Raw genomic sequence first — 25,042 nt, 5'->3', positions numbered from 1 at the left:
GTCGAGGCATGTCGGTCGCAGCAGGAATGGCCGTCGCGCATGAGAGGACTGTAGTCGACCTTGGCAGGAACGTTCAAGACCGCCGCGACAATGACCGCAATAGCGCGAAGGTGACCAGCAGGCTGCTCAGTCCGGCGATGACGACAGGAAGGCCAAGCGGCCCGATGGCCTGCATCAGGGCGCCCGAGGTCGGCGGGCCGACGATGCCGCCCAGTCCCCACATGAGCGCGAAAGCGGCGTTTCCGGTCACCAGCGTCGTACCGTGGAAACGGTTGCCGAGCTCGACCAGCGCCATGGTGTAGACGCCGTAGCCCACGCCTCCCATCACCACCAGCAGCGGCCATACCGCCGGCGTTAGGACCAGGGTTGGCAGCAGCAGCGCGCAGCATGCCGTCGCCAGCGCGCAGGCCAGCATCATGGTGCGGCCGCCCAGCCGCTCGGCTGCGAGGCCCAGCGGGATCTGCAAAACGATGTTGCCGAGCGAGAGCGCCGTGATCAACGAAGCGAGCACGGCCTCCGGAAGGCCATAGGCTGCCCCGAAGACAGGCGTCAGCGAGTAGGTGCTCTGCTGCACGGCCGACGACGACAGCACCGCGGCCAGCAGTGCCGGCGCGATCATGGCGAAGCCGAAGACGCCGCCCGCCTGCCCGCTTTCGCCCTCGAAGCCGGCAAGGCCGGAAGAGACCAGGTGTAGGATGGCGCCGCAGGCGAGAAAGCCGCCGATGGCGATGAGGAAGGGCGGCCAGCCTTCGACGCCGATCATGGTGAGCGACAGCGGGCCGACGGCATAGCCGGCACCCATGACGGCGTTGAAGACGCCCATCACGCGGCCGCGCTTGCCCGGCGGCGCCAGCGCCAGCGCCCACACTTCGCCGAGCACGTAGAGCGGGTTGATGACGAAGCCGAGAAGGAAGCGGATGACGAACCAGCCGATCCAGTTCTGCATCGAGCCGATGAGGAAGAAGCAGAATGCGCCGACCAGCGCGCAGGTGACGGCAACGTTGCGCCCGCCGAATGTTCGCACTGCCCATGGCACGAAAGAGGCCGAGAGGATGAGGCCGAGCGGCATCATTGCCGCCGAGGTGCCGATCAGCGCCGGCGACAGGCCCTGCCTCTGCATCAGCAGCGTGAACAGCGGGTAGCTCAGTCCCTGCGCCATGCCGAACATGGCGAGCGCGGCGGTCACTCCCATCAGCGCCGACCAGCGCGGCTGCGTCTCCTGCGCCGCCGTCATGCCCGGTCTCGGGAACGCATGAGAATGGAGACGACCAGGCCGAGGCAGAGCAGCCCGAGCGCCAGCGGAAGGCCCTGCACGCCGGCGATGTCCATGACGGCTCCGGTCACCGGCGGCCCGGCGATGCCGCCGATGCCCCAGAACAGAGCGAAGGCGGCGTTGCCGGTGATCAGCATTGCCCCGGTGAAGCGGTCGCCGAGCTCGATCAGCGCCATGGTGTAGATGCCGAAGGCCACCGCGCCCCAGACGAACACCATCGGCCAGATCAGCGGTGTCGCGAGCAGCAGCGGCAGCAGCGCGCAGCCGAGCACGGCGACGACCGCGCAGAGCAGCATCACCCGGCGCGCGCCGATGCGCTCGGCCAGCGCGCCTAGAGGAAGTTGGAGCGCTATGTTGCCGGCGATGAAGACGGCGAGCAGCGAGGCGAGCGTCCGCTCCGGCGTGCCGTAGCTCGCGCCATAGACAGAAAACAACGACAGCAATCCCTGCTCGAAGGCCGCGGCCGCCGCCACGGCGAACAAGAGCAGCGGCGCCAGCATGGCGAAGCCGCCCACCGAAGTCGTATGCGCTTCGTCCTGCATGTCCGGCAGGCGCGGCAGCACGATCACCAGGATCAGCCCGCAGACCAGGAAAGCGCAGATGCCGACGAGGAAAGGCGGCCAGCCCTGCGTGCCGACCACGGTGAGGGTCAGCGGGCCGAGGGCAAAACCGCCGGACACGATCGAGGTGTAGATGCCCATGACCCGGCCGCGCTTGGCGGCGGGCGCGATCGCGATCATCCAGGTCTCGCTGATCACGTAGAGCGGGTTGGCGAAGAAGCCGAGCAGGAAGCGCAGCGGGAACCACAGCCAGACGTCCTGTGTCCAGCCGATGGCCGCCAGCATCAGCGTCGCCAGGCCGGCGCAGCCGACCGTCAGCGGCCCGGCGCCGAAACGGCGCGACAGCCACGGGATGAACGGCGCCGACACGATATACCCGAGCGGCGTCATCGCCGCCGAGGCGCCGATCATCGCCGGCGAGTAACCCTCGCGCAGCAGGATGAAGCTGAGCAGCGGATAGGTGAGCCCCTGCGCGATGGCGAACACCGACACGGTCGCGATGATACCGGCGAGCGCCGCCAGCGGCATCCCCGAAGTGTCCCGTACCTTTTCCACCATCGTTTGCTCGAGCCGCCGGAACTTAGGAGCGGCCTCCATGCCACGGTGGCAGACCAGGCGCACTACGGCACGGCAGCGATTTCGCCCCGCCACGAAGCGGTGGCGCAGGGGCCGCATGGAACGTGCGGTGCCGCATGCGCGTTGCATCGTTCAAGGAACGGAGCGCGCCATGTTGGATTCCAGTCTGTGGGTGCTTGTCACGATCGCCGGCCCGGCCATCCTTGCCGCCGCGGTTGCCTTTGCCTTGATCAAGCAGCGGAAGCTGACGCCTGCCGAGCGCAGCGAGCTGCGCGAGGCCGTGGACGAGCCTTACGTCGACACGGAAGAAAACGACGGCTGTCTGATCCGCGTCGACACGGAAAAGCGGAAGGGCGAGACCAACCCGCGGTCCCGCCGCTTCGACCGCCTGGCAGGCACTATGCGGTGAGCGCCACCGGGAAGCGCGACAACTGCTCGCGCCCGCTTTCGGTAACCAGCACCTGTTCCTCGATCTTCACACCCTCGTGCCCGCCGAGCCGGCCGATATAGCTTTCCACGCAGAGCACCATGCCGGGTTCCAGCACGCCGTCCGGCGTGTCGTCGGTCCAGTCGGCGGCATGCGGCAGGGTCGGATATTCGTCGGCCAGGCCGACGCCGTGGTAAAGCACGCCGTAACGGGCGGGAAAGCAGTCCGGCGGCGGCACTGCCGATCGCTCGACCAGCTCACGGAAGGAAATGCCGGGACGGATCAGCGCGGTGTTGCGGGCGGTCTGGTCGCCGGCGATGGCAAAAAGATCGCGCTGCTCGGCGGTCGGTTCCCCGTCGCCGCACAGCCAGGTACGGGACAGGTCGGCGCAGAAGCCATAGGGGCCGATCAGGTCGGTGTCGAAGGCAACCAGGTCGCCGGCCTCGACTTTCCGGGAGGAGCACTCCTGGAACCAGGGATTCGTGCGCGGTCCGGACGACAGAAGCCGGGTCTCGATCCATTCGCCGCCGCGCGAAATGTTGCCGCGATGCAGTTCCGCCCAGAGCTCGTTTTCCGTAATACCGGGCTTCAGCGCGTCCCGCATTTCCGCCATCGCCGCCTCGCACGAGACGACGGCGCGGCGCATGGCCAGAATTTCGTCCGGCGACTTGATCAGCCGGGCGCTTTCCATCACGGCCTCGCCGTTGTGGACGGAGACGCCCAGCCGCGAGAGTTCAGCCGCACCTTCCGGATCGAGATGGTCGGCAGCAAGCCGCGTATTGCCGCCGCCATGCGCTCTGACGAGATCGGCAATCGGTCCGGCCCAGCGTTTCACGCGCCGGTCACTGAGTTCTCCGCCGTAAAGATACATCCATGACACCGCCTGCCGAACCTCGTCGACCACGCCGGAATGGTCGGAAAGATGCTCGCAGGAAAAATAGTCGAACAGCACGACGGGACCTTCGACAGCGACAAAACAGTGGCGGGTCGGGTTGTGAGCCACCCAGAGCTGCATGTTGGTGGAGTCGGTGGCGTAACGGATGTTGACGGGATCATAGAGCAGCGCGCCGGCATAGCCGCGGCGCTTCAGCTCGGCGCGGATGCGCTCCAGCCGGTATTTTCGCATCGCCGGCAGGTCGGGGGCCGGGATGCCGGCGGCGGCCCATTCGCGCTCGGCAGTCTCGCCATAGCCAAGGACATGCTGGTTGAGGGAGGCAGCTTTTTGGCGGGCCTGCTGGCGCAGTGCCTCGATATCGGCGGCCGCGCCAGGCTCGAATGGCATGATCTTGCGGTGGCGGCCGAAGGTACTTTTGACGAGCGGCTCCATTAGGGTCGCTCTCGCAACGCGGTTCGCCGAGGTTTGTAATCCTTCACACCCCCCTCTGTCCTGCCGGACATCTCCCCCGCAAGGGGGGAGATTGGCTTGCCGATGTGGTTTCGCCAATGGCCAATGTTGCAGGCGGAGTGATGCCGTTGAAGCTGCCAATCTCCCCCCTTGCGGGGGAGATGTCCGGCCCATTCGACAAGCTCAGGACAGAGGGGGGTGCGAAGATGCAGCACTGACATCCCTGGGCCTCTACCCCCGCATCTTCTCGCCGGCGGGGTCGAACAGCGGCTCGACATTGATGCGCGCCGGGCGGCGCTGGCCCAGAATCTCGATCTCGAACAGGCCTTCGCTTTCGTCCTCCGCCAGCTCGGCCGGCACATAGCCCTGCGCCAGCGACTTCTGTACGAAATGCGCATAGCCGCCCGACGTCACCCAGCCGACTACCGACCATTCGCCGTCACGGATGCCGCGCACCATTGAGGCTCCGGTCGCCGCAGTCGAACCGCGGACTTCCTTGCCGGTGGTGTCGAAACGTGGCGCGCCATAGCCATGCGGCTTCTCGACGGTGCCGAAATCTTTGCCGTTCACCTTCGCCCAGATCGGCTCGTCGCCCATGACGTCGGCGTCGAGGGCATCGACGATGAGCGACACGCGCCGCAGCCTCGGCCCTGCGGCATGCTCCTTCGCCGCAGCCTCGCGGCCGACAAAATCGTTCTTCTCAAGCTTGATGAAGCGCTCCATCGAGCCCTCGAAAGGTCCGTAGATTGGCCGAAGCTCGCGGAACCAGGTCGGAAAGTTTTTTTCGAGCCGCATGGACAGCAGCGCCCGCATGCCGAAATCGACGATGCCGAATTCCTCGCCCGCTTGCTTGATCGCGGCATAGACCAGCCGCTGATAGGCCGGCTGCATCCAGATCTCGTAGCCGAGGTCGCCGGTATAGGTGATGCGGTTGACGATTGCCGGCGCGCCGCCGACCGCCATTTCGCGGAAATCCATGAAGCGGAAGGCTTTTGACGATACGTCCTCGTCGACGAGTTTTTGCAGCAGCGCCTGGCTCTTCGGCCCGGCAATGGAGAGGCCGACCAGCGTCTGGTCGAAGCGGTGGATACGCACCGACCCATCCTTCGGCAGGTGCTTCTCGAACCAGCGCATGTGGTATTTCTGCGCGGCCGACGAGCCCCAGATCATGAATGTCTCGTCGCCCGTCCTGGCGATGGTGAAGTCGCCGATCAGCTTGCCGAACTCGTTCAGCATCGGGGTGAGCACGATGCGGCCCTTCTTCGGCATGCGGTTGGTCATCAGCCGGTTGAGGAACTCCTCTGCACCCGGACCGGAGACTTCGTATTTGGCGAAATTGGCGATCTCGGTGACGCCGACACGTTCGCGCGTCGCGCGGACCTCCGCGCCGATATGTTCGAAATCGTTGGAGCGGCGGTAGGAGACGATGTCCTTCGCCTCGGTGCCTTTCGGCGCGAACCAGAGCGGCGTCTCCAGGCCCCAGCTGTCGCCCATCACCGCGTTGTTGGCGACCATGGTGTCGTAGAGCGGCGTGGTCTGCGCCGGCCGCGCGGCGGGCAATTCCTCGTTGGGAAAGCGGATGGAGAAGCGGCGCGAGTAGTTTTCGCGAACTTTCGCATTGGTGTAGCGCAGGCTCGCCCATTCGCCGAAACGGGCGACATCCATGCCCCAGACGTCGAAGCCGGGGTCGCCGTTGACCATCCAATTGGAGAGCGCCAGCCCGACGCCGCCGCCCTGGCTGAAGCCGGCCATGACGGCGCAGGCACACCAGAAATTGGTCAGGCCCTGGACCGGGCCGACCAGCGGGTTGCCGTCGGGCGCGAAGGTGAAGGGGCCGTTGATGATCTGCTTGATGCCGGCCTTCTCGATGCCGGGGAAATGCCGGAAGCCGATCTCCAGCGACGGTGCGATACGGTCGATGTCAGGCTGCAGCAGTTCATGGCCGAAGTCCCACGGCGTATTCACCGGCGACCACGGCTTGCATGCCTTCTCATAGGTGCCGAGCAGCACGCCGTTGCGTTCCTGGCGGGTGTAGATCTCGCCCTTGAAGTCGAGCACGCCGACCATCTCGCGGCCGGTCGCCTTGTTGAACTCCTCGACCTCCGGCATCGGCTCGGTGAGCAGATACATGTGCTCCATGGCCAGCAGCGGCAGCTCGACGCCGACCATGCGGCCGATCTCGCGCGCCCACAGGCCGCCGCAGTTCACCACATGCTCGGCCTTCACCGTGCCCTGCTCAGTGACCACGTTCCAGGTGCCGTCGGCCTCCTGCGTCAGCTCCACGACGCGGTTGCGCAGCACGATCTCGGCCCCGAGCTTTTTGGCCGCCTTGGCGTAGGCGTGAGTGGTGCCCGACGGGTCGAGATGGCCTTCGACCGGATCCCACATGGCGCCGACGAAATGTTTTTCGTCCATCAGCGGGAACATCGCCTTGGCTTCCGACGGCGTGATCAGTTCGGTGTCCATGCCGAGATAGCGGCCCTTTGCATGGGCGAGGCGCAGAAAATCCATGCGCTCAGGCGTGTCGGCCATCATGACGCCGCCCGTGAGATGCAGCGAGCAGGACTGGCCCGAAAGCTCCTCCAGCTCCTTGTAGAGCTGCACGGTATAGGCCTGCAGCTTTGCAACGTTGGGGTCGCCGTTGAGCGTGTGGAAACCGCCGGCGGCGTGCCAGGACGAGCCGGACGTCAGCTCCGAGCGCTCGATCAGCATGACGTCGGTCCAGCCGGCGCGGGCAAGATGGTAGAGCACCGAGCAGCCGACGACGCCGCCGCCGATGACAACCGCTTTGACGTGGGATTTCATGTGGAACTCCTGGAACGGGCTCGGCCGACCGCGAAGGACGCGAGGCAAAGCGCGGCGGCGGCGAGCAGGGCATAAAGAAGGTAGGCGGGAGCGAAGCCGATCTCCTCGGCGAGCCAGCCATAGGCGAGCGGGGCGGGGATGCGCACGAGACCGGTGATCAGCGACAGCATGCTGATCACAGCCGCCGCCGGCCGCGCCGACATCCGCGCCGCGGCGGCGAAGCCGCAGGGCACGATGCAGGCGGTGCCGATGCCTACGGCGGCAAAGCCCAGGGCGCTGACGGCGAAGCTGGAGGAGGTCGTGATCACCGCGAACCCGACGAACGCCACCGCCAACGAGACGCGGATCAGCCTTTCGTCGCCGAGCAGCGCGCGCAGGCGGTCGCCGCTCAGGCGGACGGCCGCCTGGAACAGCGCGAAGGCGGTTGCGCCCGCGCCGGCATAGGCGGCGAGCGCCGGCGCCTGGTCGACCAGCGTCTGGGCGGAGAACATCGTGGCGGCCATCTCGCCAGCCATCGAAACGCCGAGCACGAGCGACAGGGCGACAAGCGCGGCGGAGGGCCTGAACCAGCTCGAGCCGGCCTCGGCAGGCTGTGTGGCGCCGCGGTCGGGCGTGCCGGACATGACCGCGGCGATGGCGGCCGCATGCACCAACAGGCTGACGATCGCGGTTGCCGTCAGGCCGACCGTCACCGACAGGTAGCTGCCGCCGATGGCACCCAGCCCGACGCCCAGCGAAGCGAGGCCGTGGAAGCCGGAGAGAACGGGGCGGTCGAGAGCCCGTTCAACCGCGACGCCCTCGCTGTTCATCACGAGGTCGATGCTGGCTGAAAAGAAGATGAAGACGAACAGCCCGGCGATCAGCGCGACGGCATTTTCCGCCTGGAACAGGAGGACGAGACACACGGCCGCGATCAGTTGCAGGATGAGCAGGCGTTTCTTCAGGCTGACCCCGCCGCCGACGCGGCCGGCAAGGGTCTGGCCGAGGATGCCCGCGATGGTCGAGCCGAAGAAGGCCGATCCGATCATCTCCGGCGACGTGCCGGCGAGCCGGGCGATCTCGGGAACGGAACCGCCGAGCAGGCCGATCGCCAGGCCGAAGCAAAGAAACACCGTTCCCACCGCCGCGCGCGGCGTGATCAGGGCGGGACCAGGGGACACGGCGTCCAGGGCGGTCATGCGCTGTATCAAAAATCAGTCGGAGCGCCGCCCTCGGCGCGGCGCCTTTCGACGAAGGCGTCGAGCTCCTCGCGGATGGCCGGGTCCATCCAGGGCTCTTCGTATTGCGCCAGCCGTTCCTTCCACACGCGGTTCGCCCTTTCGATAGCCGTCGGACTGCCGGCCTCAGCCCAGGTCTCGTAGTTGCGCCAGTCGGACAGCACGGGGGCATAGAAGGCGGTCTTGTAGCGCGACTGCGTGTGCGGCGTGCCGAAGAAATGCCCGCCGGGGCCGACGTCGCGGATGGCGTCCACCGCCAGCGCCTCCTCGGAGAGGTCGAGCGGGGTGAGGAACTCCGCCACCATCTGCAGAAGATCGATGTCGAGGATCGTCTTTTCGTAGGAGCAGCGCAGCCCGCCCTCGAGCCAGCCGGCGCCGTGCATGACCATGTTGCCGCCGCCCTGGACGGCGCCCCAAAGCGAGAACACGCTCTCATAGGCGGCCTGGGCGTCGACGGTGTTGGCGGCGCAGGTGTTGGAGGTGCGGTAGGGGATGTTGTAGCGCCGCGCCAGCTGGCCGCCGACAAGCTGCGCCTTCATGTATTCCGGCGTGCCGAAGGCCGGCGCGCCCGACTTCATGTCCACATTGGAGGTGAAGCCGCCATAGCCGACCGGCGCCCCCTTGCGGACCATCTGCGCGAAGGCGATGCCGGCCAGCGCTTCGGCATTCTGTTGCACCAGCGCGCCGGCGACGGTCACAGGCGCCATGGCGCCGGACAGCGTGAACGGCGTGACGATGACCACCTGGCCCATCGACGCCATCTGGATGATGCCCTCCATCATCGGCACGTCCAGCTTCAGCGGCGAGTTGGTGTTGATGATAGTGAAGACCGACGGCTCGTCGATTAGCTGCTCGCGCGACACGCCGCGGGCGATGCGGGTGATCTCGATGCCGTCGACGTTGCGCTCCTTGCCGAGCGAATAGATGTGGAAGACCTTGTCGGTCAGGGTTGCGAGGTCGCGGATGCAGTCGAGATGGCGCACCGACGGGTGGATGTCGATCGGCTCGACCGGATAGCCGCCCGTGCAGTTGAGGACATTGTGCATCTGCGCGAGTTTCAGGAAGTTGCGGTAGTCCTGCTGATTGCCGGGCCGGCGGCCGCGGTCGATGTCCGAGCAGTTCGGCGCCGAGGCCATCATCGACAGGATCAAATTGTCGCCGCCGAAACGAAGGTTATGGGCGGGATTGCGCGCGTGGATGGTGAATTCCGGCGGGCAGTGGGCGATCAGCTCCAGAATCATGTCGCCATCGAAGCGCACGCGCTCGCTGCCGTCGCGCACGTCGGCGCCATGCTCCTTCATGATCTGGCGGGCGCCGTCGTGCAGCACGTCGACGCCGATCTCCTTCAGCACCCGGAGCGAGGCGAGATGGATCGATTCCAGCTGGTCGTCGGAGACGAGCTTCGTCGGCTGCAGCGGCATCCGCAACTGCCGGAACGGCGGCTGCTCGAAGCCGGCGCCCGCGCCCGAACGCTTGCCGGCGCGGCCGCCGCGGCGGGAGCGTTCGGCCACGGGAGCGGCTAGGTCGGGCTGCACGGCGTTCATGATCATCCTCGTATTTCAGTGCCGGCGCATAATGGACCGCCGCCCGTCACGCCATTGCGGAGGCGACGACCACTAGCGCAAAGGAAGCGACATGACGCAACGGCTTGTCATGCCGCCGCCGGCTGGCGGGCCAGGTCTGCGACCAAAGGCATGGTGGTGCGTTGAACCCGGGCATTGGCCGCTCCCGTCGTGCAGACGGGACTGACTCGAAACGGACCCGGGTTGAAACATGCCGCGAAGCAAGCGCAATGAGGCCGAGCTGCGCATCGGCACCTCCGGCTGGCATTATGCCGGCTGGTGGGGGCCGTTCTATCCGAGGGAGGTCAGGAAGAAGGACGCGCTGGGCTACTATTCGACGAGATTCGACAGCACCGAGCTCAACGCGCCTTTCTATCGCACGCCGACCGACAAGGCGGTGGAGACCTGGTTCGACACCGTGCCCGGCGACTTCCGCTTCGCCTGGAAGGCGTCGAAATTCATCACGCATTGGCGCCGGCTCAACATCGACGCGCATTCGATGGAGCTGCTGGACTCGCGCGTGAAACTGCTGCGGCAAAAACTCGGGCCGGTCCTGTTCCAGCTGCCGCCGCGCATGGCGGTCAACCGTGAGCGGCTCGCTCGCTTCCTCGACCGATTGCCGAAAGGGCGGCTACACACCTTCGAGTTCCGCCATCCGAGCTGGTACGAGAAGCCGGTCTTCGAGCTGCTGTCCGACCATAACGCCGCGCTCTGCCTGTCCGACCACGCCGACGCGCCGGCGCCGCTCGAGGCCACGGCGGACTGGGCCTATGTCCGCAACCATGGTCCGAGCGGCCGCTATCACGGCAGCTACAGCGACGAGCAGCTCGCCGGCTGGGCTAGGAACATCCGCAAATGGCGCCGGCAGGGGCGGGGCGTCTGGTGTTTCTTCGACAACGACGTGAAGAGTGCCGCGCCGGCGGATGCGCAGAGACTGAGGGAGTTGCTGGCGTAGCGGGCGCTCACCGCGGCAGTTCGGTTACCGGAGAACCGAGGGCGGCGATGTAGGGCAGGCCCTTGCGCCGTGTGGTCCAGCCGACCACCCGTACCGCGCCGGCCTTCGGCTCGAAGCGCCTGATCAACTGCCAGCTGCGGCAGTCGACGGCCGCCACATCCGCCCTGCCCTCGGCCACGGCCATGACCGAGGCGCGGTGCGCGCCGGTCTCGACCAGACCCGAAAAGACGTCGAGGCCCTCGCCGAGCGCGGCGAGGTCGCGGGTCAGCGCCAGGATGCCCGACATGGAGTCGTGACTGTTGAAGGCCAGCCTCTTGCCGCGGATGCGCCCGAGCGGGATTGTCGCAGTACCGTCGGAGGGCGCTCCCACGTCCCCCTCCCCCTCCAGGTGAGGGTCGCCGCGAAGCGGCGAGGCGGGGTCGTCGCGGCCGCGCTCCGCGGTCTCCTGCCGTAGCCCGCTGCCCCGACCGGCTCCCTCCGGCCCTTCGGGCCATCCCCCGCTCAAGGCGGGAGGATTCCGACGCATCAGGATGGCACTCGAATAGAGCTCGCCCTGCCCGCCTTCGTAGGCGGAATAGTCGGGCTGGCCGACGATGCGTACATTCGACACCAGTTCCAGCTCCAGCGGCCCCCAGCAAGTCTGCCCGAACAGCAGTTTCGGGTGATGCCAAAGTGTGGAGAAATCGAGTTCATTCGGCGGCAGCGTCGCCGGGTCTGGCGCAACGATCGCGCCCGCCGCGTCGCGGATGCCGCCCGGCACCGGCGGCATGTCGGCATTGCGGCGTACCAGTTTTTCCGGCGCGTCGATGCCGGCGGCACGCAGGCGGGAACGGATCGCCGCCCACTCGGCATCGACCTCGGCACGGGCCTCCGGCCAGTCATACATGGGCAGCGCGGCGAAGAAATCGGTCATGCCAAAGATGTCGGCGAAGCGGCGGCCCGGCGCAAGGGCGGGCCGCGCTATTCCTTGGGCGGCTCGGCCGGCACCGGCACCGAGCCCATCCCGTTCAGCGAACGCGAGCGCACCCGTGGCGTAAAGGCGCGGCCCCTTTCTGGCGTGCGGCGCAGCGCCGGATGCACCACCGGCTCCTTGGGCTTGAAGGCATAGCTCCTCAGCAGCGCGAAATAGCTCGGGAAGACATAGCCGCGGTTCATCGCCAGCCATTCCTCGCGGCGGGCGCGGAACAGCGCCGGCAGATCGTACCAGGCAACCGTCGGGTTCTTGTGGTGGACGAGGTGCAGATTGTTGTTGAGGAACAGGAAGGCGAAGGGCGAGCGCTCGACGATGATGGTCCGCCCGTCCGGGCGCTCCGACCATTGGTGCTCGGCGAAGGTGCGCACCGAGATCAGCGACTGGCCGAGCCATACCGAAAGCAGATAGGCCCAGGCGGGGATGTCGAACACGGCAAGCACCAGCGGCATCACGACGGCAAGGCCGGCGCCATGCAGCAGCCAGGCCTTTCGCACCGCGCGGTCGCCGGCGGCGATCAGCTTTGCCTCGGCCGCCAGGAAGCCGGCGGTGCCGAGCAGCGGCCCGATGACGAAGCGGCCGACCATGGTGTTGTTGACGTGCAGCAGGAATTTCAGCGCGGCCGGCAGCTCGCGATGCTGCCAGAGCGCGCGGTAGTAGGATTCCGGATCGTCGAAGGGATCGGTCAGGTTGTCGTCGGCGTGATGCCTGAGATGCAGCGCGCGAAACCGCCGGAACGGATAGACCAGGCCGGCCGGCAGGCCGACCAAAAGCTCGTTCAGCCATCCCCTGCGCGTCGGATGTCCGTGCGCGGCCTCATGCATGAGCGACGATTGCAGCGCCAGCACGAAGCCGAGCGCAACGATCGTCGCGGCCGGCCAGGCCGGCCAGGCGAGACCGCAGAGCGCGGCCCACAGCGCATAGGTTGCGAAGATGAGAAGGACCGTCGGCCACTCCACGCGTTGGCGCCTGTGCGCCGTTCGCCTGCCTGCATTCATTTCAATCGACCACTGCCCCCAGCCGCCGGAATCGGCGATTCCTGACAGCATGGTGTCAGGAGAATGAGCAGCCTTCAATGCGACAATGCGCAGAAAGTGTTGTGATTGCGCATAAGAGGCCTCACATGTTATGGAAAGTAAACAGCAATCGGATTCGTGTTCTCTGTTTCGGGGTGGGAAGGACATCCCGGAGTAGAATTTTCCTTCGCGAGGTCTCTCTGAAGTGGACAAACGCGATCTTTCAAGCCTTTTTCGCGAGCGCCTGCGCATCCTGCTTTCGCGCTATGCCGGCAACCAGTCTGCCTTCGCCGCCTCGATCGGCATCGACCGCTCGGCGCTGTCGCAGATGCTGTCGGAGACCTCGACGCGCCTGCCGCGCGCCGAGACGCTGCTCACCATCGCCGCCGAGCACAAAATCTCGCTCGACTGGCTGATGGGGCTGTCGCAGGACGAAGGCCTGACCGGCGAGATCCGCGAAAGTCTCGAGATCGAGGAGGCGCCCGACGGCTTCGACCGCACTCTGCTCGCCAAATGGCACGCGGAGGCGGTCGGCACGAAAATCCGCTACGTGCCGGCCGGACTTCCGGACCTGCTGCGTACCGACGCGCTGATCGACTACGAATCGGAGATTTCCAACCGCAGCCGCGAGGCGCAAGCCGGCGAGACGCAGTACCGCATCGACTACAACCGGCGGCCGGAGACCGACATGGAGGTGTGCATGCCACGTCACACCCTGGAGGTGTTCGCGCGCGGGCTGGGCGTCTGGTCGGGGTTTCCGGAACAGGCGCGGCGCGAACAGCTCAAGCACATGTCGCGCCTGCTCGACGACCTCTATCCGGCCTTCCGGCTCTTCCTCTATGACGGCCGCCTGCGCTATTCCGTGCCCTACACGATCTTCGGCCCCTACCGGGCTGCCGTCTATGCCGGCGACATGTATCTGGTGCTCAACGCCACCTCGACCGTGCAGCGGCTCACCCGGCATTTCGACACGCTGATCCGCAGCGCCGAGATCAATCCGCACGAGGCATCGAGCTTCACTGCCGGCCTTGCCGGGATGCACTTCTGAGCATCGAGCTCATTGGAGTTTCATTGAGCTGAGATTGACCTGACATAAAGACTTCTTTATATCTTTATCCAAACCTTGATGCCAAAGGGCCTTCTCCCAATGACCAATCCTATCGACGCCCTGCTCGCCGAAAAAGGCGTGCTGCTTGCCGACGGCGCCACCGGTACCAATTTGTTCGGCATGGGCCTGGCCTCGGGCGAGGCGCCGGAACTGTGGAACGAGGACGCGCCCGAGAAGATCGTCGCGCTGCACCAGAATTTCGTCGATGCCGGCGCCGACATCATCCTCACCAATTCCTTCGGCGGCACGCGCCACCGGCTGAAGCTGCACAACGCGCAGGATCGCGTGTTCGAGCTCAACAGGAAGGCCGCCGAGATCGCCCGCTCGGTCGCCGACAATGCCGGCCGCAAGGTGATCGTCGCCGGCTCGGTAGGCCCGACCGGCGAGTTGTTGCAGCCGCTCGGCGCGCTCACCTATGACGACGCCGTTGCCGCCTTCAAGGAGCAGATCGAGGGGCTGAAGGCCGGCGGGGCGGAGATCGCCTGGATCGAGACCATGTCGGCGCCGGAAGAGGCGAAGGCAGCGGCGGAAGCCGCGATCGCCATCGGCCTGCCCTACACCTACACCTTCTCGTTCGATACGGCCGGCCGCTCGATGATGGGCCTGGCGCCGAAGCATGTTCACGGCGTCGCCGACGGCCTCTCCCAGCCGGCGGTGGCGGTCGGCGCCAATTGCGGAGTCGGCGCTTCCGACATCCTCGCTTCGCTGCTCGACATGACCGAGGCCAATCCGGACGCGAAGGTGATCGTCAAGGGCAATTGCGGCATTCCGGAATTCCGCGGCACCGAGATCCATTATTCCGGCACGCCGGAACTGATGTCGGACTATGTCCGGCTCGCCGTCGACGCCGGCGCAAAGATCATCGGCGGCTGCTGCGGCACCTCGTTCGAGCATCTGGCCGCCATGCGCAAATCGCTCGACGCGCACCAGCGCCAGGCCCGCCCGACGGTGGAGGCGATCGTCGAGCGCATCGGCCCGCTGCGCAACAAGACGGCCGACCAGAGCGGCGCGGTCCAGGGCGGCGAAGGCCGCCGGCGACGCCGCGCCTGATCGCCGCCTGCGTCGCGGACAATCCTCGCGATGCGCATTCTTTCCCTGAATGCCTGGGGAGGGCAGCAGCATGCCGAGCTGCTGCCTTTTCTCGCGCGATCGGGCGCAGACGTCGTCTGCCTTCAGGAAGTGCTCCGGGCGCCCGGGAGAACGCCCGACTGGCTTCTCTACCGCGACGGATCCGTTGAGCTTCAGCAGCGTTCCAACCTGTTTGAGGAGATCGCGGCCGTCCTGCCCGACCACGACGCAGCGTTCTTTCCGACATCGCGCGGGGACCTGATCGGCAGCGACGGCCCGGTTGGGGTCGAGTTCGGCATCGCCACTTATGTGCGCAGATCGCTCCCCATCATCGGCCAGGCGGTGGCATTCGTGCACGGCTCGTTCTCGCCGGCTTCGTTCGGCCATCATCCGCGGCCGCGCAACGCCCATTGCCTGCGCCTCTTCGACTACGCTGCCGACCACGCGGTCACCATCGCTCACCTGCACGGGCTGCGCACCGAGGACGGCAAGGGCGACAACGCGGAGCGCGACGCACAGGCGGCCGCCCTGGCCCGCCTCATCCGCTCCGTCTGGCCCGGCGGCGAGCGGCTGGTCGTCTGCGGCGACCTGAATGTCCTCCCCGGCGGCAGGATTTTTCAGGTGCTGGGCGAGTTCGGGCTGACCGACCTGGTCACCTCGCGCGGTTTCGCCGGCACGCGCACGTCGCTCTACCGGAAGCCGGAACGCTTCGCCGACTACATGCTGGTCACGCCGGACGTGCGCGTGCTCGGCTTCGACGTGGTGCGGCAGCCCGAGGTCTCGGATCACTGCCCATTGCTGCTCGACTTCGCTTAGACCTGATCGGTCTTCCGTTCCGACCGCATCCCGCTCAGCACGCGAAAATAGTGTTCCTCGCGTCCCTCCAGCCATTCATACGCCGCGGGCCAGCAGGCCGGATCGGTCACCGGCAAGGGATGGTTGCTGAGATAGCAGCAGCCTTCATAGCCGCGCAGGCTGGCACCGAGCGCCTCGCCAAGTTCGGGCTCGCAGGCCGAAAGCCGGCTCACCGTCGTCGCCCAGCGCTCGCCCCGCTGGCCCCTGACGAACAGGCCGACGCTGCGGTTGGTCAAGTAGAGCGAGATGACCAGGTCGTCGGAGACATGGCGCCAGCGCGAATAGAGGCTGCCGTGCTCGATCTTCGCGCTGCGGCGGACGATGTAGCCGTTCCAGAATGTCTTGATCTCGGCCGCCGACACCGAACGCAGCCCGCGCGAAAAATCCCATTCGTCGAGGACGCGATCCGCCATGGGCTTCACCTCTCCCTTTGGCGTCGCGGTCGGCGGACCGACCGCGACGTGGAGGTGAGGCGTATCACAGATCCTCGATGTCGCGCCGCGCCTTTTTCAGGATGTCGCGGGCCTTGCGCGCCTGCTCGGGCGTGAACTGGCCGCGCCGCAGCCGCATGAACACGGCCTTCACCACGCCCCTTACCTCTTCGCCCAGCGAGACGTTGCCGCCTTCGGCCGAAGCTTCGTCGATCTGGGCGTTGATGCGCGCGAGATCCGCCGCGTTCTCCTCGAGATAGGCTTTGCCCTGCTCGGTGATCGAGTAGAGCCGCTTGTTGCCATGGGCCTGCGAGGCGACGAGGTCGGCCTCCTCCAGCATCTGCAGCATCGGATAGATGGCGCCGGGGCTCGGACTGTAGGCGCCCTGGAATTTCGCCTCCAGCGCCTTGATGATGTCGTAGCCGTGGCGCGGCTCCTCGGCGATCAGGCCGAGCACGACGAGGCGCAGCGCCCCGGGATCGAACATGCGCGGACCGCGCCCGCCGAACGGGCCGCCGCGATGCCGGCCGAAAGCCCCGCCGAAGCCGCCGCGCCGGCCCCCGCCGAAACGGCTGCCCTCTCCCGACATCGACCATTCGCCACAGCGCTCATGGGACCTGTGAAACCGATGAAACATGGTTCTTCCTTTCTCAGATATATCGTTCATGCGATATATCTGGAGAACGATATATCTTTTGCAAGGGTGATTTTTGGAATGGCCCGCCGCCTGCTGGCGCGAGAAACAGCCGCCGGAACAAGCGTTCCGCCAGCCTGGTCATTTCTGCTGCGACGTTATCCGACATCCCAGCAAGCCGCTGTCGGTATGCGATGGATCGCTTTGGCTTACTTCTTGAATTGCCAAGACGGGTCTTCGATCTTCAAATGCTTGGATAGCTTTAAGCCGACCCATTTGCTGAAAAGCTCGGGCGACACCAATGCGAAATGGTACATATCCGAATCAGAGTTCAAATCGATGACGAGCAGATTGCGCTGTTTCGACCAATCGACCAGCTTGGGAAAAATCAGGTCGAGGTGATCGCCTCGCGCGACCTGTTCTATTTGCGCGGCAAACTGATGGAAGCTATCGGGAAAGCCAACCAAGCCGAGTTTTCTTAGAAGCGGGTCGAATGTTTCGATGACATCATCGGGAGACGCCGCCCAATCAATGCCCGCAAGCAGGTCGTTTTCCCGTCCCACCTCCAGCAGTGCGACATCCTCGAGAAACCGATCTTCTACCTTGCCCCACCCCTCCGCGAGTATCGATGCGGCTCGTTTCCGATCTCGCAACAAATCGCGAAACTGATCGACGGCAATGTGGTCGCCGCCCTCCAAATCGGCCAAGAATTCATCATGGCGCCCCAGTCCGACAGCGTTCTCGGGGTCGCCCAACCCCAACATGCGTCGAAGCCAATCCATTGCGTCGATCCCAACCCCTCATGAGTTGTAGATGTAACGAAAAGTTTGCCATTGTCACTGCGAAGCCGGCAGAGTTCGCGCACTGCCGGACTCGCCCGCCGGCAACTAGGGCCTACGGCTTGCCCGCATCCAGCGCCGCCGCCAGCCGCACCAGCGACAGGAACTCCGAGCGGTAACCGTAGCGATCGTCGCCGCGCGCGGCGGCAGCGATCTCAAGAATCCGGTCGTAGCCGAAACCGGCCACCTGGTCGGCATGCCGGAGCTTCTGCCCGAAGGCGGCGACGGCAATGGAAAAGCGCTGGTCGGTCGAGGCAGCGTCGAAGGAAGCGACCTCGTTGCCTGCCGTCACCGGCGTGGTGATCAGCTTGGACACGTCGCCATCCGGCGCCTTGTAGCGGATTTTGACGAAGGCATATTCGTCGGCATTCGCCACGCCGCCATTGGCCGTCGAAGCCTCCCCGTAGCGCGGAGGATCGATCATGGCGGCCGAGCTGCCCTTCGGCGTCACCTCGTAGATCGTCGTCACCGAATGGCCGGAGCCGATCTCGCCGGCGTCGACGCGGTCGTTGTTGAAGTCCTCGCGTTTCAGCGCGCGGGTCTCGTAGCCGATCAGCCGGTATTCCGAGATTTTTGCCGGATTGAACTCGACCTGGATCTTCACGTCCTTGGCGATCGGGAAGATGGTCGACGAGGCGTCCTGAACCAGCACTTTCTCGGCTTCGGCCAGCGTGTCGATATAGGCGGCGGTGCCGTTGCCGTTCTGGGCGATGGTCTGCATCATCTGGTCGTTGAGGTTGCCGCGGCCGAAGCCGAACACCGACAGGAACACGCCGCTCTTGCGGTTCTCCTCGACGATGCGCTTCAGGTCGGCGTCGTCGCTCTGCCCGACATTGAAGTCGCCGTCGGTAGCCAGCATGACGCGGTTGACGCCGCCCTTCACGAAGGATTGCTTCGCCAGCCGGTAGGCCTCGCGGATGCCTGCCTCGCCGGCCGTCGAGCCGCCCGGCGCCAGCGTATCGATCGATTGAAGGATCTTGTCGCGCTCCGATACTTTCGTCGGCTCCAGCACCGTGCCGGCCTCGCCCGCATAGGTGACGATCGATACCGTGTCGTCCGGCGACAGCGTGTCGACCAGCAGCCGGAAGGCGGATTTGAGCAGCGGCAGCTTGTCGGGCTCGTCCATCGAGCCGGACACGTCGAGCAGGAAGACGAGATTGGCCCGCGGCCGCTCCGCCGGCTTCACGTCAAAACCCTTGATCGCCACATGCATCAGCTTCGTGCCGGCGTTCCACGGCGTCGGCATGACGGTGACCGTCGTGTTGAACGGCGTCGCCGCGTTGTCCGGCCCTTTCCAGTCGTAGGGGAAGTAGTTGACCATCTCCTCGACGCGCACCGTGTCGGCATCCGGCAGTATCCCCTCCTTCAGCGAGCGTCGCACGAAGGAGTAGGACGCGGTGTCGACGTCGATGGAGAAGGTCGACACCGGCTGCTCCTGCGTCGAACGCAGCGGGTTGCTGTCGAAGGCGGCGATGCGGTCCCGGTCCTCGCGCGCAAGCGGGGGCATGTCGGCGGGTGCGATCGAGGGCGCCGCCTGCCGAGCAAAGGTGCGGGCCGCGCCGTCGCGGCCGGGCCGCGCGGTTTCCAGCATCGTCGCCGGCGCGGCCCCGCCCTGGCCGACGGCGCTTTGCGGAACCGGCGCCGCCGTCAGCGCATCATGCGGCGCAGCGGCTTCGGGTTTCGCCAACTGCGCCGGTAGCCCGCCCGCCTGCGTCCGAGTGTCCTGCGCGTCGGCCTCCTGCTCGGCGACCGGCGCCGGCGCGATCTTCTGCCTGTAGGGCTCGTGCGGCGCCGGGACGACATTGTTTTGCCCGGTCTCCAGCAGGTAGTAGGCCGTATAGCCGGCCAGCGGCAGCGCCAGCAGGGTCGCCAGCGCCGGGGTCGCATAAAGTTTCTTCTGCATCATCCCACTCCAAAGCTTCATTGCTCTGGCGGTAAGACGGCGCGGTTCCGCAATTCCTTGGGCGGCATTCGGCTTTTTTTCGGCGGCCTCTGGTGCATTCGCCCGATACGCGGCCATTGCCGCACCGACCGCACGGGCCTTCGCGTCGGCATCGGGCGACGGCGCGGCGATGCGGCCGAGCCTTTCGAGTTCGCTTTCGTCGACCATGGTCAACCTTCCCCGGCCTGGCGCATCAGCACCGTCAGCCGCTTCTTCGCTTCATGGATGTGCCACGAGACGGTCGCCTCGGAGATCGCCATCACCTCCGCCGCGGCGGAATGGCTGAGCCCTTCGCCATGGACCAGCAGCACCGCGTCGCGCTGCCTGTCCGGCAACTGGCGCACCGCTTCCCACAGCGCATCGGAGCGCGCCTGCGGTTCCGTTTCGGGTCCGCCCCCTTCGGCGATCAGCGCGTGGACGCCGTAGGCCTCCGCCCTGGCGGCCTCCCGCACCGATCTGCGCAGCGCGTCGCGGGCGGCGTTCAAGGTCAGCGCATAGAGCCATGTGGTGAAGGCGCCGGCGCCGCGATAGCCGCGGATCGCCGTGCCGAGCCGGATGCAGACCTCCTGCGCGACGTCGTCCGCATCCGCCGCGCGGCCGCACCAGCGCCAGGCGACGCGGTGGACGAAATCATAGTGCCGTTCGACCAGCCGGCCGAACGCGGTCTCGTCGCCCGCGCGGGCGCGATCGACCAGTTCCGCGTCGGAGGCTTCCGGTTTCGCCTGCACCGTCATGACCGTCATTACCGGTTGGACGACGGCTATCGGCCATTCCTTGGGGTGTGAAAAGGACTTTTTTCCAGGATTGCCGGTTCGATTTTCTATGTCTTTTCGGAGAAAACCGTAGCGAACCGTCGCGAAAGTTTTCAGCTTCCGCCCAAAATCCGCAGCGTCCGCGGATCGGGATCGCCTCCGAAACATCTGTCGAGGGCGCGCAAGAACACCTCCTCGCCGGAGGCCTCGCAGAACAGCGTCAGGCAGGAACGGAATTTTGCGTCGTCGGCGCTGCCGAATATCTCGCGAGCGGAGCGGCCGTCGTTTTCCAGCACCAGCTCGACGCATTCGCGCAGGCGATCGCCCAGGATCGGGTGGTCGAGATAGGCGCGCGCCTCGGCGAGCGAGCCGATGGCATATTTCCGCGACATGGCGCTCATGCCGAGGCCGGCCATCTGTGGGAAGACGAACCACATCCAGTGGCTCGTCTTGCGCCCGCTCCGCAACTCGGCCCGCACCCTGTCGATGACCGGCGCCTGCGCAGCGACGAAACGCCGGAGATCATACGGATCGTCGGACATGATCGTGTTCGCGGGTCTTTCGCTCAGAGCGTATCCGAAAGCGTCTCGGCAAAGAAGGTTTTGAGCCGCTTCCAATGCCGCTCCGCGCCTTTCCCGTCATAGGCGCCATGGTCCGGCACAGCCCAGCCATGCGCCATGCCGACGTAGTTTTCGATGACGTGGTCGACCTCGGCCGTGCGCAGGGCCTCGGCCAGCTTTGCCGATTGTTCCGGCGGAAAGCTGCGGTCGACGCCGGCGACGCCTATGTAGACGCGCGCCTGGAGCTTTGCGGCGCTCCGGTGCGGACTGTCGGGGGCATCGGATGCGAGATTGCCGCCATGGAAGCTGGCAGTGGCGACGATCCGGTCGGGATAGGCGGCCGCGGCGTTGATCGCCCGGCCGCCGCCCATGCAATAGCCGACGGCGCCGACCGGCCCATTGATGCCTTCCGCTTCGAGTGCTGCGAGGAAGGCGCCGGTGTCGCGCACAGTCATCTCCTGCGACGTGCCGGAGATCAGCGCCATCAGCTGGTTTTTGGTCGTTTCGTCGCTGAAGGCGGTCTTGGCATCGAACGGGCCGTAGGGGGCGTTGCGGTAGAACAGGTCGGGTACCAGCACAATGTAGCCTTCGCCGGCGAGCTGCTCCGCCATGCCGTCCAGCGCCGGTCGGGGTCCGAAGGCATCCATATAGAGAATCACGCCGGATCCCCCGCCCGCTCCGCGGAACAGACCGGCTTTGGCCACTCCGTCATCGGTCCTGATCTCGATCTCGCGCTTGCTCATCGGGCTTCCTCGGGAAAATTTCGTCCGCCGCAGAACTTATCTGCCCGCCGCCGGTTCTCAAGCCCCGGCCATGAATTCGGATGCTCCGTTGCGGACGGGATCAACCCCGCGCCTCGTGCGTTGGGCAGGAGCCAACGAGGAGATTCGACATGCCATCCCAGGAAAGAGCCGAAGCCAGGAACGAGGCCGACAAGCAGCGCAAGATCCAGAAAGGTGTCGACCGGACGGACGCGAAAAAGAAAAAAAACGGGGGCGGCAACGGTGCCATGCAGGCCGGCGCGCGCGCCTATCCCGAGCCTCCTTTCCCCAAGCAGCATCATCCGAAACCCGGCGAGGAGTGGAAGATCGAGCCGGCGCCGCTGTATGATGCGCCCTTCTACATCGGTTCCAAGAAGCTGGAGGGGAAGGTCGCGCTGGTCACCGGCGGCGATTCCGGCATCGGCCGGGCGGTGGCGGTGCTGTTCGCGCGCGAAGGCGCCGACATCGCGATTTCCTATCTCACCGAGCACAAGGATGCGGAGGCGACGAAGAAGGCGGTCGAGGCGGAAGGGCACAGGTGCATCCTGTTCCCGGGCGATGTCACGGAGCGCGACTATTGCCGCTCGGTCGTCGCCGAAACGGTGAAGCGGCTGGGCAGCCTCGATGTCCTGGTCAACAATGCGGCGTTCCAGATCCATTCCACAAAATTCGAGGACCTGACCGAAGAGCATTTCGACACCACGCTGAAGACCAATCTCTACGGCTATTTTCACATGGCCCAGGAGGCGGTGCCGCACATGAAGCCGGGCTCGGCGATCATCAACACCGGCTCGGTGACCGGCATCGACGGCAGCAAGGAACTGGTCGACTATTCGATGACCAAGGGCGGCATCCACGCCTTCACCCGGGCGCTTTCCGGCAATCTGGTGTCGAAGGGCATCCGCGTGAATTGCGTGGCGCCCGGCCCGGTGTGGACGCCGCTCAACCCGTCGGAGAAGGAGGCGGAGGACGTCTCGCAGTTCGGCGCCAAGACGCCGATGAAGCGGCCGGCGCAACCCGAAGAGATCGCGCCGGCTTATGTGTTCCTGGCCTCGCCGCAATGCTCCAGCTACATCACCGGCGAGATCCTGCCGATCGTCGGCGGCTATTGAACGGTCAGTTGATGGTGCTCTTGCCGCCGATGTCCTCCATGGTCGGATCGAGCGGTTTCTGCCCGGTGGCGCGGTTGACGAAGACCGTGACGACCCACAGCACTACGCCGATGGCGAGCAGCACGCCGGCGATCTTGTATTGCTCCGGATTGCGTCCCGTCCATGGTCCCGTCAGGAACCCACAGGCGATCGCCCCGACGATCGGCAGGATGGTCGGGGCCTTGAAATGCGCGTGCTCCACCCGGTCCTTGCGCAGGACGAGCACCGCGACGTTGACCACGGTGAACACGCATAGAAGCAGCAGCGCCGTGGTGCCGCCGAGCTGCGGAACGCCGCCGACGAAGGTGATCAGGCCGAACGCCAGGAGCGTGGTGAAGAGGATCGCCAGGTAGGGCGTGCGCCGCGTCGGATGTACCTTGCCCAGCACCGCCGGCAACACATGCTCGCGGCTCATGCCGTAGATCAGCCGGCTCGCCATCAGCATGTTGATCAGCGCGGTGTTGGCGACGGCGAACATGGTGATGAAGGCGAAGATGCCGAGCGGGAAGTTGGGTGCGCCCGCCTCCACCACCTTGAGCAGCGGCGTCTCGCCCTCGCCGAGCGCGGCCGGCTCGACCAGCGTCACCGCCGAGATCGACACCAGCATGTAGATCAGCGCCGTCGCCAGCAGTCCGATCAGCAGGATTTTCGGGAAAATCCGCACCGGGTCTTTGGTCTCCTCGGCCATGTTGACCGCATCCTCGAAGCCCACCATCGCGAAAAAGGCGAGCGTCGTCGCGGCGATCACCGGCCAGACGGCGCTGACGCCCTCCGGCGTGTGGAACTGGGTGACGCGCGAGACGTCGCCCTGCCCGGCGCCGATCGCCCACAGGCCGATGAAGATGACGATGAGCAGGCCGGACAGCTCGACGCAGGTCAGAACGATGTTGACCTTCACGCTCTCGCCGACGCCGCGGAAGTTGATCGCCGCGACGATCGCCATGAACAGCAGGCCGAGCCACATGATGCCCCAGGTGTTGTTGCCGACGGCCGGATCGCCGAGGCCGAGTCCGAAGGCCGCGTCGAGATTGACCGAGAACGCCCGCGAGGCGGTCGATGCAGAGGTGATGCCGGAACTCATCACCGCGAAGGCGACGAGGAAGGTGACGAAATGGATGCCGAAGGCCTTGTGGGTGTAGAGCGCGGCACCGGCCGCCCGCGGGTATTTGGTCACCAGCTCGAGATAGCTGAAGGCGGTGATCAGCGCGACGACGAAGGCGATGAGGAAAGGCAGCCAGACCACGCCGCCGACCTGCTTGGCCACCTGGCCGGTCAGCGCATAGATGCCGGTGCCGAGAATGTCGCCGACGATGAACAGGAGCAGCAGCCATGGCCCGATCGCCCGGTGCAGGGTGGGCTCGGCGGCGGGGGCTTTCCGGGGAGCGGTGGTGTCGGTCATCAAAGTCCCTCCGTTGCGCGACTAGCCGCGCGACGCCGCGCCCCTTCACGGCCGTGACTCAAGCTCCCCGCCCGCGATGGTTGCGCAGCTTGCGCCGAAGATCAATTGCCCGTGAATGCCCGCATATGAAAAGCCTGCATCTCGGCCGGATAGCGATAGGCGGCGCCGTGCGGACAGGCGTTGCGGTCCAGGCAGCCCCGGCTCGCGCAGGCCCGACCCTTAGCCGAGCGCACATATTCCAGGCAGCCGGCATGGTCGAAACCGGCCGCCGAATGAGCATCGACCGGACAGGACGCCAGGCAGGGCTTTTCCGCGCAGGCGTCGCACAGATGGGCCGGCGCGCCGGGGTCGGGCAGGTCGAGCTCATGGTCGAAAAGCAGCGCGCCGCGATAGGCGTGCCACAAGCCGTATTCCGGATGCATGAGGATGCCCAGCGGTGACGGTCTCAGCTTCTCCGCGCGCATCGCCCATTGCTGGAACGGCAGGTAGGGCCTTTCGGAGGGAAACACCGCCCTCGCCCCGAAGCGCCCCGCGACCGCGCCGATCACCTCGCGCGACCAGGTGTCGAGGGGATTTTCCAGGCCGGGGGGCTGAGCCTCCCTCCACTTCAGGAAATGCAGCCATGGCGCTGCACCGGCCTGGCCGACCAGCAGAACCGCCTGCGCCGGCGCGCCGGACGGGCCGGGCGGTGCGTCTTCGCCGTCGGCGAAGTTGAAGCCCCCGCGCGGGATAAGGCCATGCCCAGCTAGTTCACGCGCCAAATCTCGCGTCCGAACTATGCAGCCGTAATTCTGATCCGGGCCTGCCGCGCTCTGTTTCGGCATCTGCATGAAGCA

Annotated in this window: 23 protein-coding genes; 6 read left to right on the top strand and 17 right to left on the bottom strand. The window is 66.1% G+C overall.

Annotation, left to right across the window (positions count from 1 at the left end):
* Positions 1 to 73: 73 nt before the first annotated feature.
* Both C7I84_RS11965 and C7I84_RS11960 read right to left on the bottom strand, forming a co-directional pair.
* Positions 74 to 1,234: an MFS transporter gene (locus C7I84_RS11965; RefSeq protein WP_106772428.1), complete on the bottom strand. Its 1,161-nt coding sequence runs from the start codon at positions 1,232 to 1,234 to the stop codon at positions 74 to 76.
* Positions 1,231 to 2,391, bottom strand: coding sequence for an MFS transporter (locus tag C7I84_RS11960; RefSeq protein WP_106772427.1), 1,161 nt, complete (start codon positions 2,389 to 2,391; stop codon positions 1,231 to 1,233). The genes C7I84_RS11965 and C7I84_RS11960 overlap by 4 nt, the downstream gene beginning before the upstream one ends.
* A gap of 115 nt (positions 2,392 to 2,506) precedes the next feature.
* On the opposite strand from C7I84_RS11960, the gene C7I84_RS11955 reads away from it, so the two are divergent.
* A complete protein-coding gene (locus C7I84_RS11955) occupies positions 2,507 to 2,818 on the top strand; it encodes a hypothetical protein (protein ID WP_133170089.1) in 312 nt (103 codons plus the stop codon).
* Here C7I84_RS11955 and C7I84_RS11950 read toward each other — a convergent pair.
* The 4 genes from C7I84_RS11950 to C7I84_RS11930 all read right to left on the bottom strand — a co-directional run bounded on the left by C7I84_RS11950 (position 2,808) and on the right by C7I84_RS11930 (position 9,747).
* Positions 2,808 to 4,163: a M24 family metallopeptidase gene (locus tag C7I84_RS11950; RefSeq protein ID WP_106772425.1), complete on the bottom strand. Its 1,356-nt coding sequence runs from the start codon at positions 4,161 to 4,163 to the stop codon at positions 2,808 to 2,810. The two genes, C7I84_RS11955 and C7I84_RS11950, sit on opposite strands and share 11 nt — an antisense overlap.
* Before the next feature lie 249 nt (positions 4,164 to 4,412).
* Complete coding sequence (locus tag C7I84_RS11940; RefSeq protein ID WP_106772423.1) at positions 4,413 to 6,986, bottom strand: GcvT family protein; 2,574 nt, start codon at positions 6,984 to 6,986, stop codon at positions 4,413 to 4,415.
* A complete protein-coding gene (locus tag C7I84_RS11935; RefSeq protein ID WP_106772422.1) occupies positions 6,983 to 8,164 on the bottom strand; it encodes an MFS transporter in 1,182 nt (393 codons plus the stop codon). The genes C7I84_RS11940 and C7I84_RS11935 overlap by 4 nt, the downstream gene beginning before the upstream one ends.
* An 8-nt stretch (positions 8,165 to 8,172) precedes the next feature.
* Positions 8,173 to 9,747, bottom strand: a complete 1,575-nt coding sequence (locus C7I84_RS11930; protein ID WP_106772546.1) for a trimethylamine methyltransferase family protein — start codon at positions 9,745 to 9,747, stop codon at positions 8,173 to 8,175.
* Between the two features lie 229 nt (positions 9,748 to 9,976).
* Here C7I84_RS11930 and C7I84_RS11925 point away from each other — a divergent pair, with 229 nt between their 5' ends.
* Positions 9,977 to 10,720, top strand: a complete 744-nt coding sequence (locus C7I84_RS11925) for a DUF72 domain-containing protein (protein ID WP_106772421.1) — start codon at positions 9,977 to 9,979, stop codon at positions 10,718 to 10,720.
* Between the two features lie 7 nt (positions 10,721 to 10,727).
* Here C7I84_RS11925 and C7I84_RS30575 read toward each other — a convergent pair whose 3' ends face one another.
* Together C7I84_RS30575 and C7I84_RS11915 are read right to left on the bottom strand one after the other, a co-directional pair.
* Positions 10,728 to 11,633 carry a phosphate/phosphite/phosphonate ABC transporter substrate-binding protein gene (locus C7I84_RS30575; RefSeq protein ID WP_245428410.1) on the bottom strand — a complete coding sequence of 302 codons (906 nt, stop codon included), beginning with the start codon at positions 11,631 to 11,633 and terminating at the stop codon, positions 10,728 to 10,730.
* Between the two features lie 47 nt (positions 11,634 to 11,680).
* On the bottom strand, positions 11,681 to 12,688 hold the full coding sequence (locus tag C7I84_RS11915; protein ID WP_106772420.1) for a fatty acid desaturase: 1,008 nt from the start codon (positions 12,686 to 12,688) through the stop codon (positions 11,681 to 11,683).
* Between the two features lie 223 nt (positions 12,689 to 12,911).
* On the opposite strand from C7I84_RS11915, the gene C7I84_RS11910 reads away from it, so the two are divergent.
* The 3 genes from C7I84_RS11910 (at position 12,912) to C7I84_RS11900 (ending at position 15,698) form a co-directional block, all read left to right on the top strand.
* Complete coding sequence (locus C7I84_RS11910; protein ID WP_106772419.1) at positions 12,912 to 13,754, top strand: helix-turn-helix domain-containing protein; 843 nt, start codon at positions 12,912 to 12,914, stop codon at positions 13,752 to 13,754.
* Positions 13,755 to 13,853: 99 nt separating this feature from the next.
* Entirely contained in the window at positions 13,854 to 14,864 is a 1,011-nt protein-coding gene (bmt, locus tag C7I84_RS11905) for a betaine--homocysteine S-methyltransferase (RefSeq protein ID WP_106772418.1), read from the top strand.
* A gap of 30 nt (positions 14,865 to 14,894) precedes the next feature.
* Positions 14,895 to 15,698, top strand: a complete 804-nt coding sequence (locus C7I84_RS11900; RefSeq protein WP_106772417.1) for an endonuclease/exonuclease/phosphatase family protein — start codon at positions 14,895 to 14,897, stop codon at positions 15,696 to 15,698.
* On the opposite strand, the gene C7I84_RS11895 is transcribed toward C7I84_RS11900, so the two are convergent.
* From C7I84_RS11895 to C7I84_RS11865, 7 genes are all read right to left on the bottom strand, one after another.
* A complete protein-coding gene (locus C7I84_RS11895; RefSeq protein ID WP_106772416.1) occupies positions 15,695 to 16,150 on the bottom strand; it encodes a hypothetical protein in 456 nt (151 codons plus the stop codon). The two genes, C7I84_RS11900 and C7I84_RS11895, sit on opposite strands and share 4 nt — an antisense overlap.
* A gap of 64 nt (positions 16,151 to 16,214) precedes the next feature.
* On the bottom strand, positions 16,215 to 16,805 hold the full coding sequence (locus tag C7I84_RS11890; protein ID WP_106772415.1) for a PadR family transcriptional regulator: 591 nt from the start codon (positions 16,803 to 16,805) through the stop codon (positions 16,215 to 16,217).
* Between the two features lie 206 nt (positions 16,806 to 17,011).
* Positions 17,012 to 17,584: a DUF6630 family protein gene (locus C7I84_RS11885; RefSeq protein WP_133170088.1), complete on the bottom strand. Its 573-nt coding sequence runs from the start codon at positions 17,582 to 17,584 to the stop codon at positions 17,012 to 17,014.
* Positions 17,585 to 17,696: 112 nt separating this feature from the next.
* Complete coding sequence (locus C7I84_RS11880) at positions 17,697 to 19,544, bottom strand: vWA domain-containing protein (protein WP_425351330.1); 1,848 nt, start codon at positions 19,542 to 19,544, stop codon at positions 17,697 to 17,699.
* Positions 19,545 to 19,753: 209 nt separating this feature from the next.
* Positions 19,754 to 20,317 carry an RNA polymerase sigma factor gene (locus C7I84_RS11875; protein WP_425351333.1) on the bottom strand — a complete coding sequence of 188 codons (564 nt, stop codon included), beginning with the start codon at positions 20,315 to 20,317 and terminating at the stop codon, positions 19,754 to 19,756.
* 131 nt (positions 20,318 to 20,448) lie between these two features.
* Entirely contained in the window at positions 20,449 to 20,877 is a 429-nt protein-coding gene (locus tag C7I84_RS11870) for a DUF1810 domain-containing protein (RefSeq protein ID WP_106772411.1), read from the bottom strand.
* A 23-nt stretch (positions 20,878 to 20,900) separates the two neighbouring features.
* Complete coding sequence (locus tag C7I84_RS11865) at positions 20,901 to 21,638, bottom strand: dienelactone hydrolase family protein (protein WP_106772410.1); 738 nt, start codon at positions 21,636 to 21,638, stop codon at positions 20,901 to 20,903.
* 149 nt (positions 21,639 to 21,787) lie between these two features.
* Between C7I84_RS11865 and C7I84_RS11860 the strand changes: the two genes are divergently transcribed.
* Entirely contained in the window at positions 21,788 to 22,768 is a 981-nt protein-coding gene (locus C7I84_RS11860) for an SDR family oxidoreductase (protein WP_106772409.1), read from the top strand.
* Positions 22,769 to 22,772: 4 nt separating this feature from the next.
* Here the strand turns inward: C7I84_RS11860 and C7I84_RS11855 are convergent, their stop codons facing one another.
* Both C7I84_RS11855 and C7I84_RS11850 read right to left on the bottom strand, forming a co-directional pair.
* Positions 22,773 to 24,206: an APC family permease gene (locus C7I84_RS11855; protein ID WP_106772408.1), complete on the bottom strand. Its 1,434-nt coding sequence runs from the start codon at positions 24,204 to 24,206 to the stop codon at positions 22,773 to 22,775.
* Between the two features lie 101 nt (positions 24,207 to 24,307).
* Positions 24,308 to 25,030 carry a hypothetical protein gene (locus C7I84_RS11850; protein ID WP_425351329.1) on the bottom strand — a complete coding sequence of 241 codons (723 nt, stop codon included), beginning with the start codon at positions 25,028 to 25,030 and terminating at the stop codon, positions 24,308 to 24,310.
* Positions 25,031 to 25,042 lie beyond the last annotated feature (12 nt).

It is taken from the genome of Kumtagia ephedrae (genome assembly GCF_003012745.1).
In the GTDB taxonomy this organism is placed as follows: Bacteria; Pseudomonadota; Alphaproteobacteria; order Rhizobiales; family Rhizobiaceae; genus Kumtagia; species Kumtagia ephedrae.
The sequence above is the reverse complement of the archived record's forward strand: the minus strand, read 5'-3'. Positions and strand labels throughout refer to the sequence as shown.

What these genes read in the sequence shown, in the direction of transcription:
- C7I84_RS11965 (WP_106772428.1), bottom strand. Translation starts at nt 1,234, where the DNA reads ATGACGGCGGCGCAGGAGACGCAGCCGCGCTGGTCGGCGCTGATGGGA.
- C7I84_RS11960 (WP_106772427.1), bottom strand. Translation starts at nt 2,391, where the DNA reads ATGGTGGAAAAGGTACGGGACACTTCGGGGATGCCGCTGGCGGCGCTC.
- C7I84_RS11955 (WP_133170089.1), top strand. Translation starts at nt 2,507, where the DNA reads ATGGAACGTGCGGTGCCGCATGCGCGTTGCATCGTTCAAGGAACGGAG.
- C7I84_RS11950 (WP_106772425.1), bottom strand. Translation starts at nt 4,163, where the DNA reads ATGGAGCCGCTCGTCAAAAGTACCTTCGGCCGCCACCGCAAGATCATG.
- C7I84_RS11940 (WP_106772423.1), bottom strand. Translation starts at nt 6,986, where the DNA reads ATGAAATCCCACGTCAAAGCGGTTGTCATCGGCGGCGGCGTCGTCGGC.
- C7I84_RS11935 (WP_106772422.1), bottom strand. Translation starts at nt 8,164, where the DNA reads ATGACCGCCCTGGACGCCGTGTCCCCTGGTCCCGCCCTGATCACGCCG.
- C7I84_RS11930 (WP_106772546.1), bottom strand. Translation starts at nt 9,747, where the DNA reads ATGAACGCCGTGCAGCCCGACCTAGCCGCTCCCGTGGCCGAACGCTCC.
- C7I84_RS11925 (WP_106772421.1), top strand. Translation starts at nt 9,977, where the DNA reads ATGCCGCGAAGCAAGCGCAATGAGGCCGAGCTGCGCATCGGCACCTCC.
- C7I84_RS30575 (WP_245428410.1), bottom strand. Translation starts at nt 11,633, where the DNA reads ATGACCGATTTCTTCGCCGCGCTGCCCATGTATGACTGGCCGGAGGCC.
- C7I84_RS11915 (WP_106772420.1), bottom strand. Translation starts at nt 12,688, where the DNA reads ATGAATGCAGGCAGGCGAACGGCGCACAGGCGCCAACGCGTGGAGTGG.
- bmt (WP_106772418.1), top strand. Translation starts at nt 13,854, where the DNA reads ATGACCAATCCTATCGACGCCCTGCTCGCCGAAAAAGGCGTGCTGCTT.
- C7I84_RS11900 (WP_106772417.1), top strand. Translation starts at nt 14,895, where the DNA reads ATGCGCATTCTTTCCCTGAATGCCTGGGGAGGGCAGCAGCATGCCGAG.
- C7I84_RS11895 (WP_106772416.1), bottom strand. Translation starts at nt 16,150, where the DNA reads ATGGCGGATCGCGTCCTCGACGAATGGGATTTTTCGCGCGGGCTGCGT.
- C7I84_RS11890 (WP_106772415.1), bottom strand. Translation starts at nt 16,805, where the DNA reads ATGTTTCATCGGTTTCACAGGTCCCATGAGCGCTGTGGCGAATGGTCG.
- C7I84_RS11885 (WP_133170088.1), bottom strand. Translation starts at nt 17,584, where the DNA reads ATGGATTGGCTTCGACGCATGTTGGGGTTGGGCGACCCCGAGAACGCT.
- C7I84_RS11880 (WP_425351330.1), bottom strand. Translation starts at nt 19,544, where the DNA reads ATGCAGAAGAAACTTTATGCGACCCCGGCGCTGGCGACCCTGCTGGCG.
- C7I84_RS11875 (WP_425351333.1), bottom strand. Translation starts at nt 20,317, where the DNA reads ATGACGGTGCAGGCGAAACCGGAAGCCTCCGACGCGGAACTGGTCGAT.
- C7I84_RS11870 (WP_106772411.1), bottom strand. Translation starts at nt 20,877, where the DNA reads ATGTCCGACGATCCGTATGATCTCCGGCGTTTCGTCGCTGCGCAGGCG.
- C7I84_RS11865 (WP_106772410.1), bottom strand. Translation starts at nt 21,638, where the DNA reads ATGAGCAAGCGCGAGATCGAGATCAGGACCGATGACGGAGTGGCCAAA.
- C7I84_RS11860 (WP_106772409.1), top strand. Translation starts at nt 21,788, where the DNA reads ATGCCATCCCAGGAAAGAGCCGAAGCCAGGAACGAGGCCGACAAGCAG.
- C7I84_RS11855 (WP_106772408.1), bottom strand. Translation starts at nt 24,206, where the DNA reads ATGACCGACACCACCGCTCCCCGGAAAGCCCCCGCCGCCGAGCCCACC.
- C7I84_RS11850 (WP_425351329.1), bottom strand. Translation starts at nt 25,030, where the DNA reads ATGCCGAAACAGAGCGCGGCAGGCCCGGATCAGAATTACGGCTGCATA.